The organism is Planctomycetia bacterium (assembly GCA_015200345.1).
In the GTDB taxonomy this organism is placed as follows: Bacteria; Planctomycetota; Phycisphaerae; order UBA1845; family UTPLA1; genus PLA3.
In genome coordinates this window covers 2,564,957-2,581,616 of record CP054187.1, presented here as the reverse complement: position 1 = coordinate 2,581,616, position 16,660 = coordinate 2,564,957, and the positions used below count along the sequence as shown (strand labels likewise).

The 16,660-nt window shown below is 64.4% G+C and carries 13 protein-coding genes; 6 read left to right on the top strand and 7 right to left on the bottom strand.

All coding sequences use genetic code 11. The annotated features are described in order from the left end of the window. Nucleotides 1–4: 4 nt before the first annotated feature. Entirely contained in the window at nt 5–406 is a 402-nt protein-coding gene (locus tag HRU71_10595; protein ID QOJ03903.1) for an Hpt domain-containing protein, read from the bottom strand. 119 nt (nt 407–525) lie between these two features. Between HRU71_10595 and HRU71_10590 the strand changes: the two genes are divergently transcribed. Beyond that, complete coding sequence (locus tag HRU71_10590) at nt 526–1,083, top strand: hypothetical protein (protein ID QOJ03902.1); 558 nt, start codon at nt 526–528, stop codon at nt 1,081–1,083. 85 nt (nt 1,084–1,168) lie between these two features. Here the strand turns inward: HRU71_10590 and HRU71_10585 are convergent, their stop codons facing one another. Beyond that, nucleotides 1,169–2,611, bottom strand: a complete 1,443-nt coding sequence (locus tag HRU71_10585; protein ID QOJ03901.1) for a hypothetical protein — start codon at nt 2,609–2,611, stop codon at nt 1,169–1,171. Nucleotides 2,612–2,730: 119 nt separating this feature from the next. Between HRU71_10585 and HRU71_10580 the strand changes: the two genes are divergently transcribed. Together HRU71_10580 and HRU71_10575 are read left to right on the top strand one after the other, a co-directional pair. Then, nucleotides 2,731–3,570, top strand: a complete 840-nt coding sequence (locus HRU71_10580; GenBank protein ID QOJ03900.1) for a hypothetical protein — start codon at nt 2,731–2,733, stop codon at nt 3,568–3,570. Between the two features lie 120 nt (nt 3,571–3,690). Then, nucleotides 3,691–4,635, top strand: coding sequence for a hypothetical protein (locus HRU71_10575; GenBank protein QOJ03899.1), 945 nt, complete (start codon nt 3,691–3,693; stop codon nt 4,633–4,635). A gap of 231 nt (nt 4,636–4,866) precedes the next feature. Here HRU71_10575 and HRU71_10570 read toward each other — a convergent pair whose 3' ends face one another. Next, on the bottom strand, nt 4,867–5,640 hold the full coding sequence (locus HRU71_10570) for an enoyl-ACP reductase (protein ID QOJ03898.1): 774 nt from the start codon (nt 5,638–5,640) through the stop codon (nt 4,867–4,869). Between the two features lie 215 nt (nt 5,641–5,855). Here HRU71_10570 and waaF point away from each other — a divergent pair, with 215 nt between their 5' ends. Beyond that, nucleotides 5,856–6,923, top strand: a complete 1,068-nt coding sequence (waaF, locus tag HRU71_10565) for a lipopolysaccharide heptosyltransferase II (GenBank protein QOJ03897.1) — start codon at nt 5,856–5,858, stop codon at nt 6,921–6,923. A 104-nt stretch (nt 6,924–7,027) separates the two neighbouring features. After that, complete coding sequence (locus tag HRU71_10560) at nt 7,028–7,948, top strand: hypothetical protein (protein QOJ03896.1); 921 nt, start codon at nt 7,028–7,030, stop codon at nt 7,946–7,948. Nucleotides 7,949–7,996: 48 nt separating this feature from the next. On the opposite strand, the gene rny is transcribed toward HRU71_10560, so the two are convergent. Then, entirely contained in the window at nt 7,997–9,568 is a 1,572-nt protein-coding gene (rny, locus tag HRU71_10555) for a ribonuclease Y (protein QOJ04989.1), read from the bottom strand. A 904-nt stretch (nt 9,569–10,472) separates the two neighbouring features. Between rny and HRU71_10550 the strand changes: the two genes are divergently transcribed. Next, entirely contained in the window at nt 10,473–13,085 is a 2,613-nt protein-coding gene (locus HRU71_10550) for a thioredoxin family protein (GenBank protein QOJ03895.1), read from the top strand. Nucleotides 13,086–13,176: 91 nt separating this feature from the next. Here HRU71_10550 and HRU71_10545 read toward each other — a convergent pair whose 3' ends face one another. The 3 genes from HRU71_10545 to HRU71_10535 all read right to left on the bottom strand — a co-directional run bounded on the left by HRU71_10545 (nt 13,177) and on the right by HRU71_10535 (nt 16,584). Then, complete coding sequence (locus HRU71_10545) at nt 13,177–14,607, bottom strand: VCBS repeat-containing protein (protein QOJ03894.1); 1,431 nt, start codon at nt 14,605–14,607, stop codon at nt 13,177–13,179. 120 nt (nt 14,608–14,727) lie between these two features. Continuing rightward, the gene (locus HRU71_10540; protein QOJ03893.1) at nt 14,728–16,104 is read right to left on the bottom strand and encodes a hypothetical protein; all 1,377 of its coding nucleotides are present in this window, start codon (nt 16,102–16,104) and stop codon (nt 14,728–14,730) included. 99 nt (nt 16,105–16,203) lie between these two features. Continuing rightward, nucleotides 16,204–16,584: a response regulator gene (locus tag HRU71_10535; GenBank protein QOJ04988.1), complete on the bottom strand. Its 381-nt coding sequence runs from the start codon at nt 16,582–16,584 to the stop codon at nt 16,204–16,206. Nucleotides 16,585–16,660 lie beyond the last annotated feature (76 nt).

Below are 16,660 nucleotides of genomic sequence, written 5' to 3'. Positions count from 1 at the left end.
TCCTCTAGTCCGAAGTTGCGCGCGCTTTGGCGCACAAGTCGGCCAGTTGATTCAGCGAGGCCTCCATATCGGCATCGCTCCCGCGCGATTTCACAATCGTTTCCAGAACCTTCGCCGCGTCGGAAATCCGCGGGAAGCCGTAGCCGCCTGCCGAGCCTTTGAGCTGGTGCGACAGGCGCGCCATCGTGAGATAATCCCGCTTCGCCAGCGCAGCCTGCAACGCGACCACGCGCTTGGGCAGTTCCTGGACAAACAGCTCGACCAGATCGCGCAGATCCGGATCGGCCGCCAGCTCGCTCACCAGCACGTCAGATTGTGTCTGCGTCATGGAGTTCCACTCCCGCCGGCGCACAACGCCATGCTCCGCCGCCCGCGTCGCGCTCACGCGTCCGGCGGCTTGCCCCATCACTATCGACGATCCATGCTGAACAATTCAGTAACAGCCGACGGTGCAAGGCCGACAATTGACAGGTCCGAGTTGCGTTCGTAAAAGCGCGCGCGATGTGGTGGAAGGCGCTCGTGATTATGGGGATGTTGGTCTGCGGCGGCGTGTCGCTTGGCACGGCGCTCGCTGCGCGGGCGCGCCGGGCGCGTTATCGGGCAGCGCTTCAGGCATGGCGCGCGGCAACGCCGGACCGGCGCTCCACGGCGATGGCGTCCGTTCCGTTCGGGCCGGATCGAGCGGTCGCGTGGTTTCTTCTCGGCGTGGACTGGCTGCGGGCCGGCAGAATGGTCGATGCGGCGCGGGCCTTTGGCATGGCCCACCACGCCGACTGGGCGCTGGAATCGGCCGCGCTGCTGACGTACACCTGCCTCAAATCGCGCGATGAATTTGGCGAGACCTTCCTGCGACATCTGTCAAATACGTGGAGCGAAATGAGACAACCGGCGCTGGGGGCTCGCGCGGCCGAGCAACTCGTACTGGAGGGCCTGGCGGACGAGGGCGATGAGCCGGCGCAGCTGTCCACGCTGGGTCGAGTTGCGTGGCGCGTCGGACCGCCGGGCACGCGGGAAGCGCTGAAGCGGATCGCGGCGGGCACGGTGGAGTTGGAAGATTGGGCAAAGGCGCTTCGCGCAGGTTGAGCACATGGAATCCGAGAAAACAGGGCTGCCCAGCGCTGCGGTCGTGCCGCTCCGGGTGTGATCGCGCCGCGCGACCTCATTTCAATTACGGAATCAGCGCGGCGATGAAGTGCGCAACGTCCTTCCCGTTGGCGAGCGCATCGTTGTTGAAGTCGGCGTTGGCGATCGGGCAATCGGGGTGCGCGGCGGCGTAGGCGGTCGGATCGATCAGCGCCTGCACAAACGGTCCGACGTCGTCGAGCGTGACGGTGCAACTGCAATCGAGATCACCCTTGGTCTCGCGCGGAGCGAGCGCGACGTACACGCCGCTGCCCCATTCGATTTGATCGTTGTCGGGCGGAGCAAGGCCGGCGTTGAAAATCACGTCGCCGCATTCGTTGATCGAGACGCCGCCGCCGAAGACCGGGTCCGACGGGTTGTTCTGATCGACGCGCGCGGGGCCCAGGTCCGACGGCAGGATGTCATGCTCGCGCACCACGCGCCGCAGCGTCGTGCCGTCGCCGACCCAGATCGCGCGGAGGCTGCCCTCAAAGGCGCGAAACGCGACCCAGCCCTGATCGTTCACCGCCGGCGCGAAGAACTCGATGTTCGTCGCCGCGCTGGTCGACGTGTGTGCGATCTCGATCGTCGTGGTTCCGTCGGACAAATACACGCCGCGCCCGCCTGCGAACAGGTTGGCAATGAATGCCACACGGCCGTCATCCGTGAGCGCGACGGAATTGTCGAACGCCGAAAACGGCGACGCCGGGTTGGAATCGCGATCCTCGGCGATCAGGACGCTGGTCGAATCGGCGTTGAAGATGCGAATCTGATCGGGCTGGGAGTTGCCCACCTGCCCCGGCGGGCCAAGCCGCAGCTTGCCCGCGATCTGCCGCTGGTTGTTGAACGCCGGCGTGAACACAAAGGAGTACGGGCTTTCCGGCAACACGCCGTTGTCCGCGGCGTGCAGCGCGGCCGACGGCGCCGGCGTCGGCGTGTACGAATACCATGCCTGCCCTGTGCCGGAGAACGTCACGCGATAACCCATCTGATTCGCGTCGTTCAGCGTCGGGCTGGACCAATTGCTCGCGCCGATCGGCAGCGTCGTCTGGCGCACGGCCGTCATCGTCGCATGGGTATAGACCCAGAGGCCGTTCTGCGCGGAGAAGGTCTGCTCCCATGCGACGCGTTCGTTGTTGTTCAGCGTCGCGCCGCTGACAAACGCGTCGTCCGCCGCCATGTGGACGATGCTGCCCGTGCCGTGTCCGCCGAACCAGATGCCTTTTTTGAGTTCATTCGGCGGCGGAAGAACGGACAGGTGAAACGCAACGCGGCCGGCGTCGCTGATCTGCGGCGTGTTGTTCGCGAAGAACGCGCCGTTGGGGAGATTGAACGCACCGGAAAAGTTCGCGCGGGCCTGCAACTGATATTGCGTATAAACCGGCACGCCGCCGAGCGCGACCGGCGCAACCAAAGCCGCGATCAGTCCGGCGACCAAACCGGCGCGAAGTGCCCTTGCGGGCGTCTTTTCAGCGAATTGGCCATGCATGGCAATCCCCTTCTGGGCGGGTCAACCTTCGCATAATGTACCATGAATCGAGCCGCCGATTCAACCCGCGCGAGGTACACTCACGCCGATTATCGCGGCTGTTCCTTACGGATTCTTCCATGATTCAGGCCGACGATGCGCTGCCGTTCGTCATCCTCGCGTACGGCCGCTTCGCGCCGAAGCGGCTGCACCTTGTGCTCGAATCCACGCCGCGCGAAACGACGCCCGAGATCGACGCCGCCATCACCGCGACGTGGGACGAACAGCTCCGCGCCGCGCAGGCCGCCGGGCGCGTCCTGTTCAACGGTGACATGCTCCGCTACATCGCGCACGAGCAGACAACAACACCCGACGGCGACGCGCTCACGCTGCGCGTCGGCCCGACAAACTACCGCGATTTTGTCGGCACCAATCTCTTCAACCGTCACCGCGTCGAGGAGTTCGGCTGGCATCGCTTCTCCAATCCCATCGGCACCACCGCCACGATCCTCACGACCGACGGCTACCTCTGCTACGGCCGCCGCTCGTCGCGCGTCTCCTATCACGCCAACCACGTCCACACGTTCGGCGGCGCGCTGGAGGCGTGCGACGCCGGGCCGGATGGCCGTGTGGATGCGTTTGCGTCGGTGCTGCGTGAGTTGCGGGAGGAATTGGCGTTAGAGCGCTTCGACATCCGCGAGATCGTCTGCGCCGGGCTGATCCGCGATCGGGAGATTTATCAGCCCGAGATGCTGTTCGAGGCGAGCATCGAACTGACGGCTGACGAACTGACGACGCACTGGCAGCAGGCCGAATCGCGCGACGAGCATGAGGCGATCGTGCGATTGCGCAATGAGCCGGGCGCGATCGCGCCGTTCCTGGCGACCTGCGGCCCCATCGCCCCGGTGGCGGTGGGGGCGTTGATGCTGTACGGACGAAACTGCTGGGGGGCAGAGTGGTATAAGCAATGTAGAATATAGATATTGAGAGTGCAGAAAGGACTTGCATTTGAACGGAGCGCGGCCGCGGCACGCGGAGCTTTCTCCATTCTCAATTCCACATTCCTCACTTCAGGTGCGCTGGGCGCACAAGGAGCCTCCATGCTTCCCAACGTGAACGACCTCTTCAACGCCTTCGGCTACACCTTGAGCCTGCCCGAGCGGCTGGTGCGCTCCGTCGCCGCGGCCCTGGGCGGCACGACGAAACTCGTGACCGACATCGTCATCCCCGAGCCGCTGCGCAAGACCAGCACCTACACCGCCATCATGGGCAACACGCAGCGCTTTCTCATCGAGAAGGTCGCGCAGGTTCAGGGCGCGTACGCCAGCGAGGCCGCCGAGGCCCTGCCCGAAGATTTCGTCCCGCGGAAGATCGCCGGCAATGTCGTCGATGCCGTCGGCATCTTCTCGCTGCACCTTTCTCCGCTGTGGGTCTTCGCGATCGCCACCGACGTGGCCAGCGGTTCGAAGGAATACCTCGGCCGCCTCACCGCGGAACTGAAGGCCAACAAGGTCATCCCCGAAGACGCGACCATCCAGAAACTCGACGATTTGCTGGATTCCATGAGCCGGGCCGGCGCCGAATCGGCCAAGGTCTTCGACGCGCCGCCGCTCGACGTGAACGCCGTGCGCGAGCTGCGCGATCGAATCAGCAGCGGTTACGCAGGCGTGTTCAAAAACGCGACCAACCTGCTGCCGCGCATCGACGACCTGTGGAAACAGATGGAAACCCTCGCCAAGCGCGACGGCGTTGCGGTCGATACCATCGTCGGCCTCATGACCCTCGATCTCGGCAAACAGGCCGGCCGGGCGATCGACGCGGCCTTCGCCGTCGGCGCGGTGACGACCGATCTGCTAAGCGAAAAAATCCTCGCCTCGTACGGGCAGACCATCGATCAGATTCAGCGCGAGGGCGCGCTCACCGTGCTGGAGCGCTCGGCCAAGCCGTTTGTCGACGCCATCGGCGCGCACTTGAGCGGCAAGACCGAGACTTGGACGGAATGGGCACTGAAGAAAATGTGGCCGTGGGGGGAGGCGAAAGCGTAGGGCGCGCCCTCGACGCACTAACCGATTTCAAAACTCCTCTCCCCCCTGGGGGAGTGGACGGGCGAGGGAGAAATGTGGTTCAAACGAAATGATTCACCCTCACCCCAACCCTCTCCCTGGAAGGGAGAGGGAGTTTTGAAACAGCTTTGTCAGTTCAACGCGGCGTCCTCAATACTCTGCATTGATACTCTACTTGCAGCGCAGGGTGCGTGTTCGGCGCTTTTGCGTTTCTTACCAGCCGACCATGTTGTACCCGGCGTCGACGTAATGAATCTCGCCGGTCACGCCGCTGGACAAGTCGCTGCACAGGTACAGGCCGGCCTTGCCGACCTCGTCCGAGGTGATGTTCCGCCGCAACGGCGTCTTGGTGGGGTAGTGCTCGAGAATCTGATCGAACCCGCTGATGCCCGATGAACTCAACGTGCGGCACGGACCGGCCGAAATCGCGTTCACGCGCACCCGTCGCAAATCACCGAGATCGGCCGACAGGTAACGCACCGTGCTCTCCAGGGCCGCCTTGCAGACGCCCATGACGTTGTAGCCGGGCACGAAACGCACGGCGCCGAGGTAGCTCAACGTCAGCACGGATGCCCCCTCGCGCAGCATGTTGTAGGCCTTCTGGCAGATGCCGATCAGCGAGTAGACGCTGATGTCCATGGCCTGCTTGAAGTCCTCGCGGCGGGTCTCCCAGAAGCGGTTGGTCAGGCAGTCGCGATTGGCGAAGGCGACGGCGTGCACGATGAAGTCGATCTGATCGTACGCATCGCGCACTTTGTTCATGAACGATTCGATGTCTTCATCGCGCGAAACATCGCACGGGGCGATGACCTTCGCCCCGATCGGCTCGACGAGCTTGCGCACGCGGCGCTCCATCTTCTCGCCCGGAAGATGGTTGAACGCCATCTCGGCGCCCTCTTTGTGCAACTGCTCGGCGATGTACCAGGCGAGGCTGTAATCGTTCGCCACGCCGAACACGACGCCCTTCTTGCCAGACATCAAACCCATGACGTGTTCCTCACCTGCCGCCCCGGACGGCCGACCGCCGCGGCGTTTCTCCGCGGGGAATGAATCCCGCTACTTTAGACCCGCCGGCGCGGGCTGTCCAGTTGATGCCCGCGCTTGCGGCGGATGCGTTTCGCCGCAGTGAATAGGCTAATTGGTTGTCATCGCATAACATACAGCCGCCGGCGGGTTGCGTTCGCCCCAGCCGCCATCCACGCATGACGCCCACGCGAATTCTCGTTTTTGTTCCGAACTGGGTCGGCGATGTCGTCATGGCGACGGCCGCGATGAACGCGCTGCGCCGGCGCTATCCCGAAGCGCAAATCGCGCACCTGATGCGTCCGTATGTGGGCGACGTGCTGGCCGGGGCGGGGCTGGCGGATGAGTTCATCCCCTGGCCCAACGGGGGAATCGGCAGCCTGCTGGGGCTGGCGAGGCGCTTGAGGCGGGAGCGTTTTGATCTCGCGGTGTTGTTCACGAACTCGTTTCGGTCGGCGCTGCTGGCGCGACTGGCGCGCGTGACTCAACGAATCGGATACGCGCGCGATGGACGTGGCTGGCTGCTGACGGATCGGTTACGCGCGCCGCGCGCGGGGGGCAAGTACATCCCGATTCCCGCATTGGATTATTACAACGCGCTGGCGGTCGCGGCGGGCTGCTCGCCACCGGGCGATCAGCTCGTGCTGGCCACCTCGCCGGAGGACGAAGCGGCGGTCGACAAACGAATCGGCGCACGGCGCGCAGGCGATGCGCCGCTCGTGGTGTTCAACCCCGGCGCGAATTACGGATCGGCCAAGTGCTGGCCGGCGGAGAAGTACGCAGCGCTGGCGGATCGCCTGGTACGCGAGCGCGGCGCGCGCGTCGTGGCGTCGCTGGGGCCGAAGGAGCGAGCGATCGCCGAGCGGCTGGCGGCGGCGACGCGGAACGTCGAGGTATGCATTGATCCGCCGCTGGGGCTGGGTCCGCTCAAGGCATTGGTGCGACGGTGCGATCTGCTGGTGACGAACGACACGGGCCCGCGGCATTTCGCGGCGGCGTTCGGGGTGCCGGTCGTGACGGTGTTCGGATCGAGCGACCCGGCGTGGACCGATACGCGCTTCGCCCGTGAGCGGAACGTGATGCTCAAGCTGGATTGCCAGCCGTGCATGAAGCGCACCTGCCCGCTGGGGCATCACCATTGCATGAACCAGTTGGAGCCGGATTTGGTGTACGATGCGGCGGCGAGGTTGTTGGAGGAAGGCGTCGCGAAGCGGACGCACGAAGGCGCGAAGAAAACGGTGATGTAAAGGGGCCTCGGCACACCATTCACGCCGCCTGGTGAGGAATGAACCGCCTGGTACTCCCGTTGGGCGAACCGGCGCGTCGATGTTTCGACGTTGTGATTGTTGACATGCTCCACACCGATACGATTCATATTGATCCGCCGTTTCGTGAGCGCCTGGCCGCCGCGCGATTGGACAGCGTGCCGGCGGTGCTGGAGCGATTGGGCGATCACCTTGCGGCGTGGAGCCGCACAAGCGACACGATCCGCTGCACGCTCGACGACGGCGCATCCCTTTACGTGAAGCGTTATCACTACCCGCGCTGGAAACAGCGGATTCGCGGATTTTTCCGCGGCACGTTCTGCAAGGCGAGCCGCGCCCGAAACGAGTTCCACACGCTGACGCTGATGCGCGATCTGGGCATCCAGGCGGTGCGCCCGGTGGCCTACGGCGAGCGGCGGACGGCGCACTTCCTGCAAAGCTGCTTTCTCATCACCGAGGCCGTGCCGGATGCCATCAGTCTGTCATCATTCATCCGGCGGTACAGCGATTTTCCCGAGTCGTCGCGCGTGCGACGGGCGCGGCGGGAGATTCTCCTGTCGCTGGCGCGGCAGGTGCGCCACATGCACGAGGCCGGCTTCGTCCATCGCGATCTGTTCTGGCGAAACGTGCTGATCCGCTCGCTGCCCGACGAGCGGTTTGAGTTTTACTTCCTCGATGCTTCGGTCGGAAAGCGCATCCGCCTGACCACGCGGCGACAGGAAAGCATCGTGCGCGACGTGGCCGCAATGGGCGTGCTCGCGCCGGATTTCTGCTCCAAGAGCGACCAGTTGCGATTCATCCTGGAATACCTCAACCGCGACGAGCTGGACCCGGTCAACCGCGCCTGGCTGCGGCGCGTTCAGACTCACAGCGAATTGCTGCGCGACAGCGAGTTGCAGCGTCTGGCCCGCGCCGACGCCTTCGACCCGAAGGACAACACCGAGGACGAAACCGAGACCCCGGGCATCGCCGATGCGGCGGAGGCTCCGCTCTCGACGCTTCCCTGATTCCACGGCACAGTGACGCACCCGCCCGCGCGACCCAATCGCACGCGGCTACCGCGCGTACTCCACCGCCCGCACCTCGCGCAGGCAGGTCACCTTCACTTCGCCGGGGTAGGTCATCTCGGCCTCGATCTTCTGCGCGATCTCGCGCGCGATCCGCATCGCGCTGGCGTCGTCCACCTTGTCGGCATCGACGATCACCCGCACCTCGCGCCCGGCCTGGATCGCGTACGCCTGCTTCACGCCGTTGATTCCCGTCGCGATGCCTTCCAACTGCTCCAAACGCTTGATGTACCGCTCCAGCGACTCGCGCCGGCTGCCGGGCCGAGCCGCGCTGATCGCGTCGGCCGCCGCCACGAGCGGCGTGTACGGACTGGTCGAAGGAATATCGCCGTGGTGACCGGCGACCGCATTGAGGACTTCCGGCCGCTCGTTCAACTTGCGGCAGATTTCCTCGCCCAGCGCGGGGTGACTGCCTTCGACCTCGTGGACAACCGCCTTGCCGATGTCGTGCAGCAGGCCGCAGCGCCGCGCGAGCGTGCCGTTGAGACCCAGTTCGTCCGCCATGATCTGGCAGAGGTACGCCACTTCGATCGAGTGCCGCAGGACGTTCTGCCCATAGCTCGTGCGATAGTGCAATCGGCCGAGCAATTCGATCAACTTCTTGGGCAACCCCTGCACGTTGGCTTCGAGCGCTGCCTTCTTGCCGTACTCCATGATGTCCTTCTCGACCGACTGGCGGACCTCTTCGACGACTTCCTCGATCCGCGTCGGATGGATGCGTCCGTCGACGATCAATTTCTGCATCGCGTTGCGGGCAACCTCGCGCTTGATCGGGTCGAAACACGTCACTTCGATCACGCCCGGCGTGTCGTCCACGATCACGTCCACGCCCGTGGCCTTCTCGAACGCTCGAATGTTCCGCCCCTCGCGACCGATGACGCGCCCCTTGATCTCGTCCGACGGGATGTCGATCGTGCTGACCGTGCTGGCCGACGTGTGCGCCGCGGCGTATCGCTGAATCGCCGTGACGACGATATCGCGTGACTTGTTCTCGGCCTCCTCCTGCGCCTCGTTGATCTTTTTGGCCACCAGTTCGGCGCACTCGTGTTCGAGCTGCTGCTCCAGCAATTGGAACAATTGCCTCTTGGCCTCGTCCATGTTCAGGCCCGACACCTTGAGCAACTCCGTCTTTTGCTTGTTGAGCAACTCATCGATCTCGGCGGATTTCTTCTCCACCTCCGCCAGACGCTCCTTCACCTGCGCCTCGCCGCGCTCGATGTTCTTCTCTTTGATGTTCAGCATGTCCAGCTTGCGCTCAAGCTGGTCCTCGCGCTTGTCCAGCCGCTTTTCCGCCTCGCGGATTTCGTTCCGCGTAATGGTCGTCAGGCGGTCGAACTCCTCCTGACGCTTCACAAACGTTGCCTTGGTCTCGAGTTCGGCTGCGCGGACGATCTCGGCGGCCTTCGATTGCGCCTCGCCGATGATTTGCTCCGCTTCCAAACGGCGAGCGCCGGCTCGGGACTTGGCTTGCATCGACAGCACCGCGTACACCGCGCCGCCGCCCAGCACCAACCCGAGGATCAGCAATCCCACCGACATGCCGGTCGAGACCTCCGCCATCATGCAGGGTCCCATGATCTTCACCTTTCAATTCAATCGAACTCTACGAAACAGGCTACCGGCGAAGCGTCCGCCGAGGCGAACAACCGCACCGTGATAACGCTCTATGCCGTCAATCGAACAGAGGTTCGCGAACGAAGGGTCTGTGCTACGATCAAGTGTGGATGGCCCGGCGGCAGCGAACGCCGGTCATGAATGGGAAACTTGCGTCGCCCGTCCGGCCCGGGAGAGCGAACCCTCAACGCATCGTGTCGCCAGAGAGTGAATCGTCCTTACTTGCTTCCGACGACACCCGCCTGCGTCACGGCCTCTCGATTCCGCGTCAATCGCGAGATCATGCACTCGCACCGCGTTGCACGAACGGCCAAACTGCTTTCAAAGGTTCGCATCTGGTTCAACTTCACGCTGGGTCGGCTCACAACCAATTGCACTGCCGTTCTTCAAATCAGCGCCGGCCAAAGGGCAACGCCGAAAGTTAGGGGATCCACGGACTCGATCTGCTTTCGCCGAACACTCATGCCGGGCGACGCAAACCGAAACTCCTTTTCCTGGCGAGCCTTGCGACTCCGCCGCGCACGACCGATCCGAGCGACCCGAGTCGCCCGCGCCAGCCGCGCATCTATCTATAATCAGGCGCGATGCTTGTCGCACCTGGACTTCGATAGAGTATAAATGCGCCGGCCCGATCGTCAAGACATTTTCGACTGCTATTCGCACGGAAATGGTTGACACGATTAGAATTAGGGCGTTTTCGACGAGGCCGATCGATCGACCGTCTGCCTCGGGACCGTCAGATCCGACCCCGGATATGGGAATGAACCGCCGCACGAAGCCGTATAGGTCTGTACCGATTTGTTACCCCGCCGCAACCCAGCGGCGAATTCAATAAACAAGGGAGCTTTTCTTGCCAGCCAGTCGCCACGCGCCGAATTCGAAATACCCCGTCAACATTCGACCCGGCCGCACCGCGCGGTTGCGAACCGTCCTCATTCTCGCGATGTCGATGGTGAGCCTGCCTGCCGCTTCGACCGCGCACGGCGAGCCGGCCAGCAAACCGGTGACCGCTTCGCATGTGACGCTTCAGGCATTTGCCGATCGCGCGGCGATCGTGCCCGGCGAGCCGGTCAATCTCGCCGTGACGCTCCAGCCGGAAGAGGGCTGGCACACCTACTGGATCAACCCCGGGCCGAACGGCGGACTGCCGACCGTCGTGAAGTGGACCGGCCCCGCGGGATGGCAGGTCGGCCGCGCGCGGTACCCCGTGCCGACGGTGAAGTACGACCCGACGCTGGAGGGCGACTCGTACTATCTCCCTTCGAATGCCGTTATATTGACACCCCTTCGCGGTCCGAATGACGCGGCGAGCGGAACGAACGTCGAATTGATTGCCGAGGTATCGTTCCTCGCGTGCAAAAAGGAGTGCATCCCCGGCAAGGCGAAGCTGACGCTCACGTTGCCGGTCGCGGCGAAGGGCGCCAAACCGTCGCCCGCCAACGAAGCGCTCTTCAAGCGCGCCCACCGCGCGCTGCCCGAACCGCTCGACCAGGCCGAGCATGTGAAAATCTCCGTCGCGTCCGACGCCCCCATCGCCGCGCCGGGCAAGTCGTTCAACGTGATCGTATCGGCCGATCTCGAGCGCGGAGCGCACATGCAGTCTCACAAACCGCTCGATGCAGATTACATCGCGGCGTACGTCTTTGTGGAACCGACCGACGGTCTCGAAATCGGCGACGTGGATTACCCGCCCGGCGTCGAACGGACCGACAAGGTGCTGGGCAAGTTGAGCGAGTACTCGGGCAAGGTCGCGTTCAAGGTGCCCGTGACCGTAAGCGAGGACGCAGGCACGGCACCGCGACACGTCCGCGGCATTCTGCAATACCAGATCTGCAACGATTCGGGCACGTGCTACCCGCCGCAGCGGATCGAATGGTCGCTGCCGATCCGCATGGAAGGCGGCCCCGCGCCGGCGACCGGTGACGACGAGTTCGCGGCGACGGCGACTCCCGAAAATGCCATCGGTGCGACACCCACCGGCTCCGAAGGAGCCGAACGCGCTGGCGATCGTACCGTCGCGGAATCATCCGGGGCGACCCATTCGGGCGCCAACGCTCCATCCGCGTCCGGCTCCTCCAATCTCGCAACCTGGCTTTCTTCCGCCGAGGCCTTCTTCAACCGCTACGGCTTCACCGGTGTGCTCGCCATGGCCTTCATCGGCGGACTCGTGCTGAACCTCATGCCCTGCGTGCTGCCCGTCATCTCGCTCAAGGTCCTCTCGTTCGTGCGCCAAGCCGGTGAAGATCGCGGGCGAATCCTCGCGCTGGGTCTCACTTACTGCGCCGGCATTCTCGTCTTCTTCGGCTTCCTCGCCGTGCTCTTCGCCACCACCGGCACCGGCTGGGGCCAGCTCTTCCAGAAGCCGCGCGTCGTCATCGGTCTCGCCGCTGTTGTTACCGCATTCGCGCTAAGCCTCTTCGGCGTCTTCGCCGTCTTCACGCCCAAAGTCATTGACCACCTCGGCCAGAAAGCCGCCGAACGCGAGGGGCTGCCGTCGGCCTTCGCCACCGGACTGCTCGCCACGTTTCTCGGCACGGCCTGCACCGCGCCGTTTCTCTCGGCGGCGGTTGGCGCGGCGACACGCTATCCGCCCGCGCAGGGCGCGATGATCTTCATGGCCGTCGGCATGGGGATGGCGTTTCCGTTTGTGTTGTTGTCCGCGCAGCCGGCGTGGTTGAAGTTCGTGCCCAGGCCCGGTCCGTGGATGCACACGTTCGAAGTGCTGATGGGATTCCTGCTGCTGGGCACGGCCGTGTGGCTGCTTAATCCGCTGCGCGATCAGATCGGCGACTGGGGCCTGTTGCTCACGATCATCTTTTTACTGTTTGTTTCGTTGGCGGTATGGGTAAAGGGGCGCATCCAGTTCGGCGATCCGCCGTCGCGCAAGCTGGCGATGAACGGGCTGGCGCTGGCGATTGTCGCGGTCGGCTGGCTGCTGCCCTTCCGCGCGATGGGCACGATCGACGACTTGCGGCTCGACGCGTCGCACCGCCGCAAACTGATCAACGACGGCAAACTGTTTGCCCAGCTCGACCCCGAGAAGCGCGGCGAGGTCGCCTGGAAGCCCGACTGGAGCCGCGGCATCCCGTGGCTGGAGTACGACGAGGAGCACGTGCGCCGCTACGTCGAGGCGGGCTACACGGTGTTTGTCGATTTTACGGCGAGCTGGTGCGCTTCGTGCAAGACGAATCTCAAGACCTCCATCGACGTCGAGGCGACGCGCGCCCTGATGCGCGAACTGAACGTCGTGCCCATCGAGGCCGACTACTCCAGCGAAGACCCGATGATCAAGTCCGTGCTGGCGCGGTTCAAACGCGCCGGCGTGCCGCTGTACCTCGTCTATTCCCCCGGCCGCCCCGACGATCCGCAGATTCTTCCCGAACTGCTCACGCCGCAGATCGTGACCGACGCCCTGCGAAAGGCGGGGCCGAGCAAACCCGAGCGCCTCGCCGCGGGTTCGTAACGGCAACAATCTTCAATCGAATCTTCATCGAACCCGTAGGTCGGGTCCGCAGAACCGACCCACATGATACAACGCGCGGCGCGGGGCATTCTTACGGCGTCAGACGCGTCAGGAGCAGGAACTGATCCTGCGTCACGCCGTCGCGGTCCAGCGGCGCGGCGATGTCCAGCAGGCCGTTGCCGTCGATGTCGGCAAAGGCGCAGCGGCCGATCGTCGCCGGGGGGTTGGTGCCGAGGATCGTGAACGGCGTCCAGAAATCGCGCGGGTCCAGGCCCGGCTGGTAGCCGACCATGCTGCCGCTGGCCCCGGCGAAGCAATCCAGCCGCCCGTCGAGATTCAGATCGACCAGTTGCAGCGCGGTAACGGAGACATCCGTCTTGAACGTGCCGAGGTTGTACACGTTCCACGGAAACGTCTGCAACCCCACCGACGCGCCGGGGTTCTCGAACCATTGGATGAGATCAAGCTGCGCGAAGACGCTGACCACGTCGAGATCGCCGTCGCCGTCGACATCGCCGACCGAGACGAAATCCGCCCCCGGGACCTGCTCGTCGCCCGGCTGTTGCAGGATGCGCTGCTCGCCGACGGTGCGCGTGATCCAGTTGCCGGCCAGCACCGCCGCCGTGCCGCCCTCAATCAGCGGATTGCGCAGCCAGCGAATGTTGAAACTCTTGGCGAAGGGATACGTCGCGACGATATCGAGATCACCGTCGGCGTCGATGTCGGCGGCCTCGAGTTGCTTGAACTGCGGCACGTCGGCGCCGATCTGCACCTGCACCCAGGCATTGCCGCTGCGCGCGTTGGCCCCGCCGGGATTCGCGTACAGATAGATCGGGTTCAGGTCCGGCGGCGTCGCCAATTGCTCATTCGAGCCGAGGACGATGTCCGGCCCGGCGACCCCGTCGAAATCACCCACGGCAAAATCCGTCACACCGTCAGCATCGCCCGGAAGGAAGAACGTGCTCGTGATCGTTGTCGCCTGCCAAAGCAGCGCATCGGCCGCGTTCACCGGCGCAAACAAGACGACCACCGCGCCGCGCTTGGTCGCACCCGTCACCGGCACGAAGCCCGTGTCGTTCACCAGCACGGCGATATCAAGCCGGCCGTCCTGATCGAAATCATCGACGGCGAGATCATACATCGTGGAGATGGGCGCGCCCCCGGCGATGGAGAAGGTTGTGAAGTCGAGCGTGGCGGCGTTATCGCGCAGGTGAATCTGCACGGGTTGATTCTCGGCCGAGCCGGAGACAAAGTCGGTCAGGCCGTCGCCGTTCAGGTCGGCGGCGACGATGACGCGTGCGCCGGCGGTGCTTTCCAGGGTGGGATCGATCTGGCGGGAGGCGAACAGCGGCCCGGGGATGGCCGACGGCTGGGTCGTCGAGCCGCCGGGGCGATTGTTGGAGCCGCCGGGCGGATACGGCCCGCCGGGGCCGAAGATCAGATACAGCTCGGTGCAGCCGCTGATAATCAAGACAGCGGTCGTCAATAACACGACGGCCGAGAAGCGGTTCGAACGGCGCATGGCACCTTCCTCCGAGGCGAGGCTTCCTTCACTCTTGGGCGCGACGAATCATCGCGCCCGGACGTGCCCCGGCGTCTGTCACGGCCGCCGTTTCCACGCCCCCCGGACCGATGGGGCCTTTCACGAACCAATCACCGGCAGATTCAAACCGCCGCCCTGCGCCGCGGGAGCATTGCCCGCCGTCGCCGGCGCGGTCGCCAGCGCATCCGCCGGATAGTCTTCCAAGTACACGTCTTCGATGTCGGTCGCGTCCACTTCGCGGCGGAGCAGCAGGTAGACAATCGACGCCGCCGCGTAGTAGAAACTGATCGCGAACGCAGCCACCAGACCCCAAACCGCGTACAGCCAGCTCTTGATGAGAAACCGGCCGAAGCGGCTCATGCCGCCAACCTCGAACTCGTCGAACCTGCCGACGAAGGCATTGTCGAACGTGAGCGTCGGCGCCTGCCAGATCGCCGTCAGCTTGCCGACGTCGTCAGGCAACTTGGTATCGCCGGCCGTGGCGCTGCCCAGGTTCATCGTCGCGCCGAGGAACAACGCCGCCGCCGCAAGACCAAGCCGAACGAAGAACTTCACGAACAGCAGGCAGATCGCGCCGTACGCCGTGGCCGCGCCGAGGTACAGCGCCGACCGCCACGGGCGCTCGTACACATAGGAGATACTGCGATTGAGCGCGTCGAACGGATCGGAGCCTTCCGCAGCGATGGCCGGATAAAGCAGCGGCATCCCCGCGCACGCGCCGATCAGAATAAACGCCATGCCCAAGGCCGCAGCGATGACCAGCACGAACAACAGCCCCACCACCAGATCGCCCAGCCACGGAATCGCGCCGACCAGCCCGAAAAGCATCAGCACCAGCCCCGCGATCAGAACGATGCCGAATCCAAACGTCGGCGCGAGCAGGAACGAACCAAACCGCGCCCGCGCGAAGGCCAGCGCCTCGCTCAACGGGATGCGCTCATCGCGCGTCGCGCGCATCATCGCCACCCGGCAGGCCGCCCCGCCGAACAGCGCCCAGACGCACAGCTTGAGCAGGATGAACAGAATTCCGTACAACGGATGCACGCTGACCAGCCAGAGCGTCGCCAGCGCTGCGCCGTAAATCGCGCCGAGTACTTCGCCGGGGTTGAGCGCCATCACGCCGTGCATGGCACGATTGGCCGTCACACGCGCGTGCTGCAACAACAGTGCAAACGCGCCGACGCGTCGCGCGGCCTTATTGCCCCCTTGCTCCTTAATGAATTGCATCGCGGCGGATCGACCGCCCAGGGCGTAAACATCCAGCTCCGAGACGTGCGCCGAGGACACGATCGGCATGTGGCTCGATGGCCAGACCAGATCAAGCGTTCGACCGCCGAGATACGTAACGAACAAGCCGAGGAACGCCAGCAGCAGCACCTTCCAGTCCAGCGCCATGCGAAACGATCGAAAGACCGCCGTGAACGCGAAAACGTCGGACCAGTGGATGCGTTTGATTTCCGCCGGAGACTCGGACATCCGATTTCCCTTCTGACCGCGGGCATCCTGCCCCCCAATGTCCCGCCGGGCTGATGGGATGCGATTATAGAAGGGCGGACATCGACAGCAAGACCGCGGCTAGTTCACCGGGCCGGCGAAGCGCTTCGCCAGTTGGGCTTGGATCCGCGCGATGAGATCGACGCGATTGACGGGCTTGGTCAGAAAATCGTCCGCTCCCATTTCCACGCCGCGCTCCTGATCCCCCATTTCATGCAGCGCGGTCACGAGAATGACGGGAATGTCCTGCGTCGCCGGATCAGCCTTGATCTTCTTGCAGACTTCAAAGCCACTCATCTTCGGCATCATGATGTCCAGAAGCAGGAGGTCGGGCTTGTCGGACGCGACCTTGGCCAGCGCGTCCTGCCCGCTCGTCGCGGTCAGCACGCGCGCACCGGGTAATTCCTCCAGATAGGCTTCGAGCAGTTCGAGGTTCTGCGCGTTGTCATCGACGATCAGAATCGTCGCCGGTCGCGTGGCGCCAAGAGTCACGGGGTGTCTCCCAATTCAAGGCCTGCTCGCGGCGACCCGCATCGGC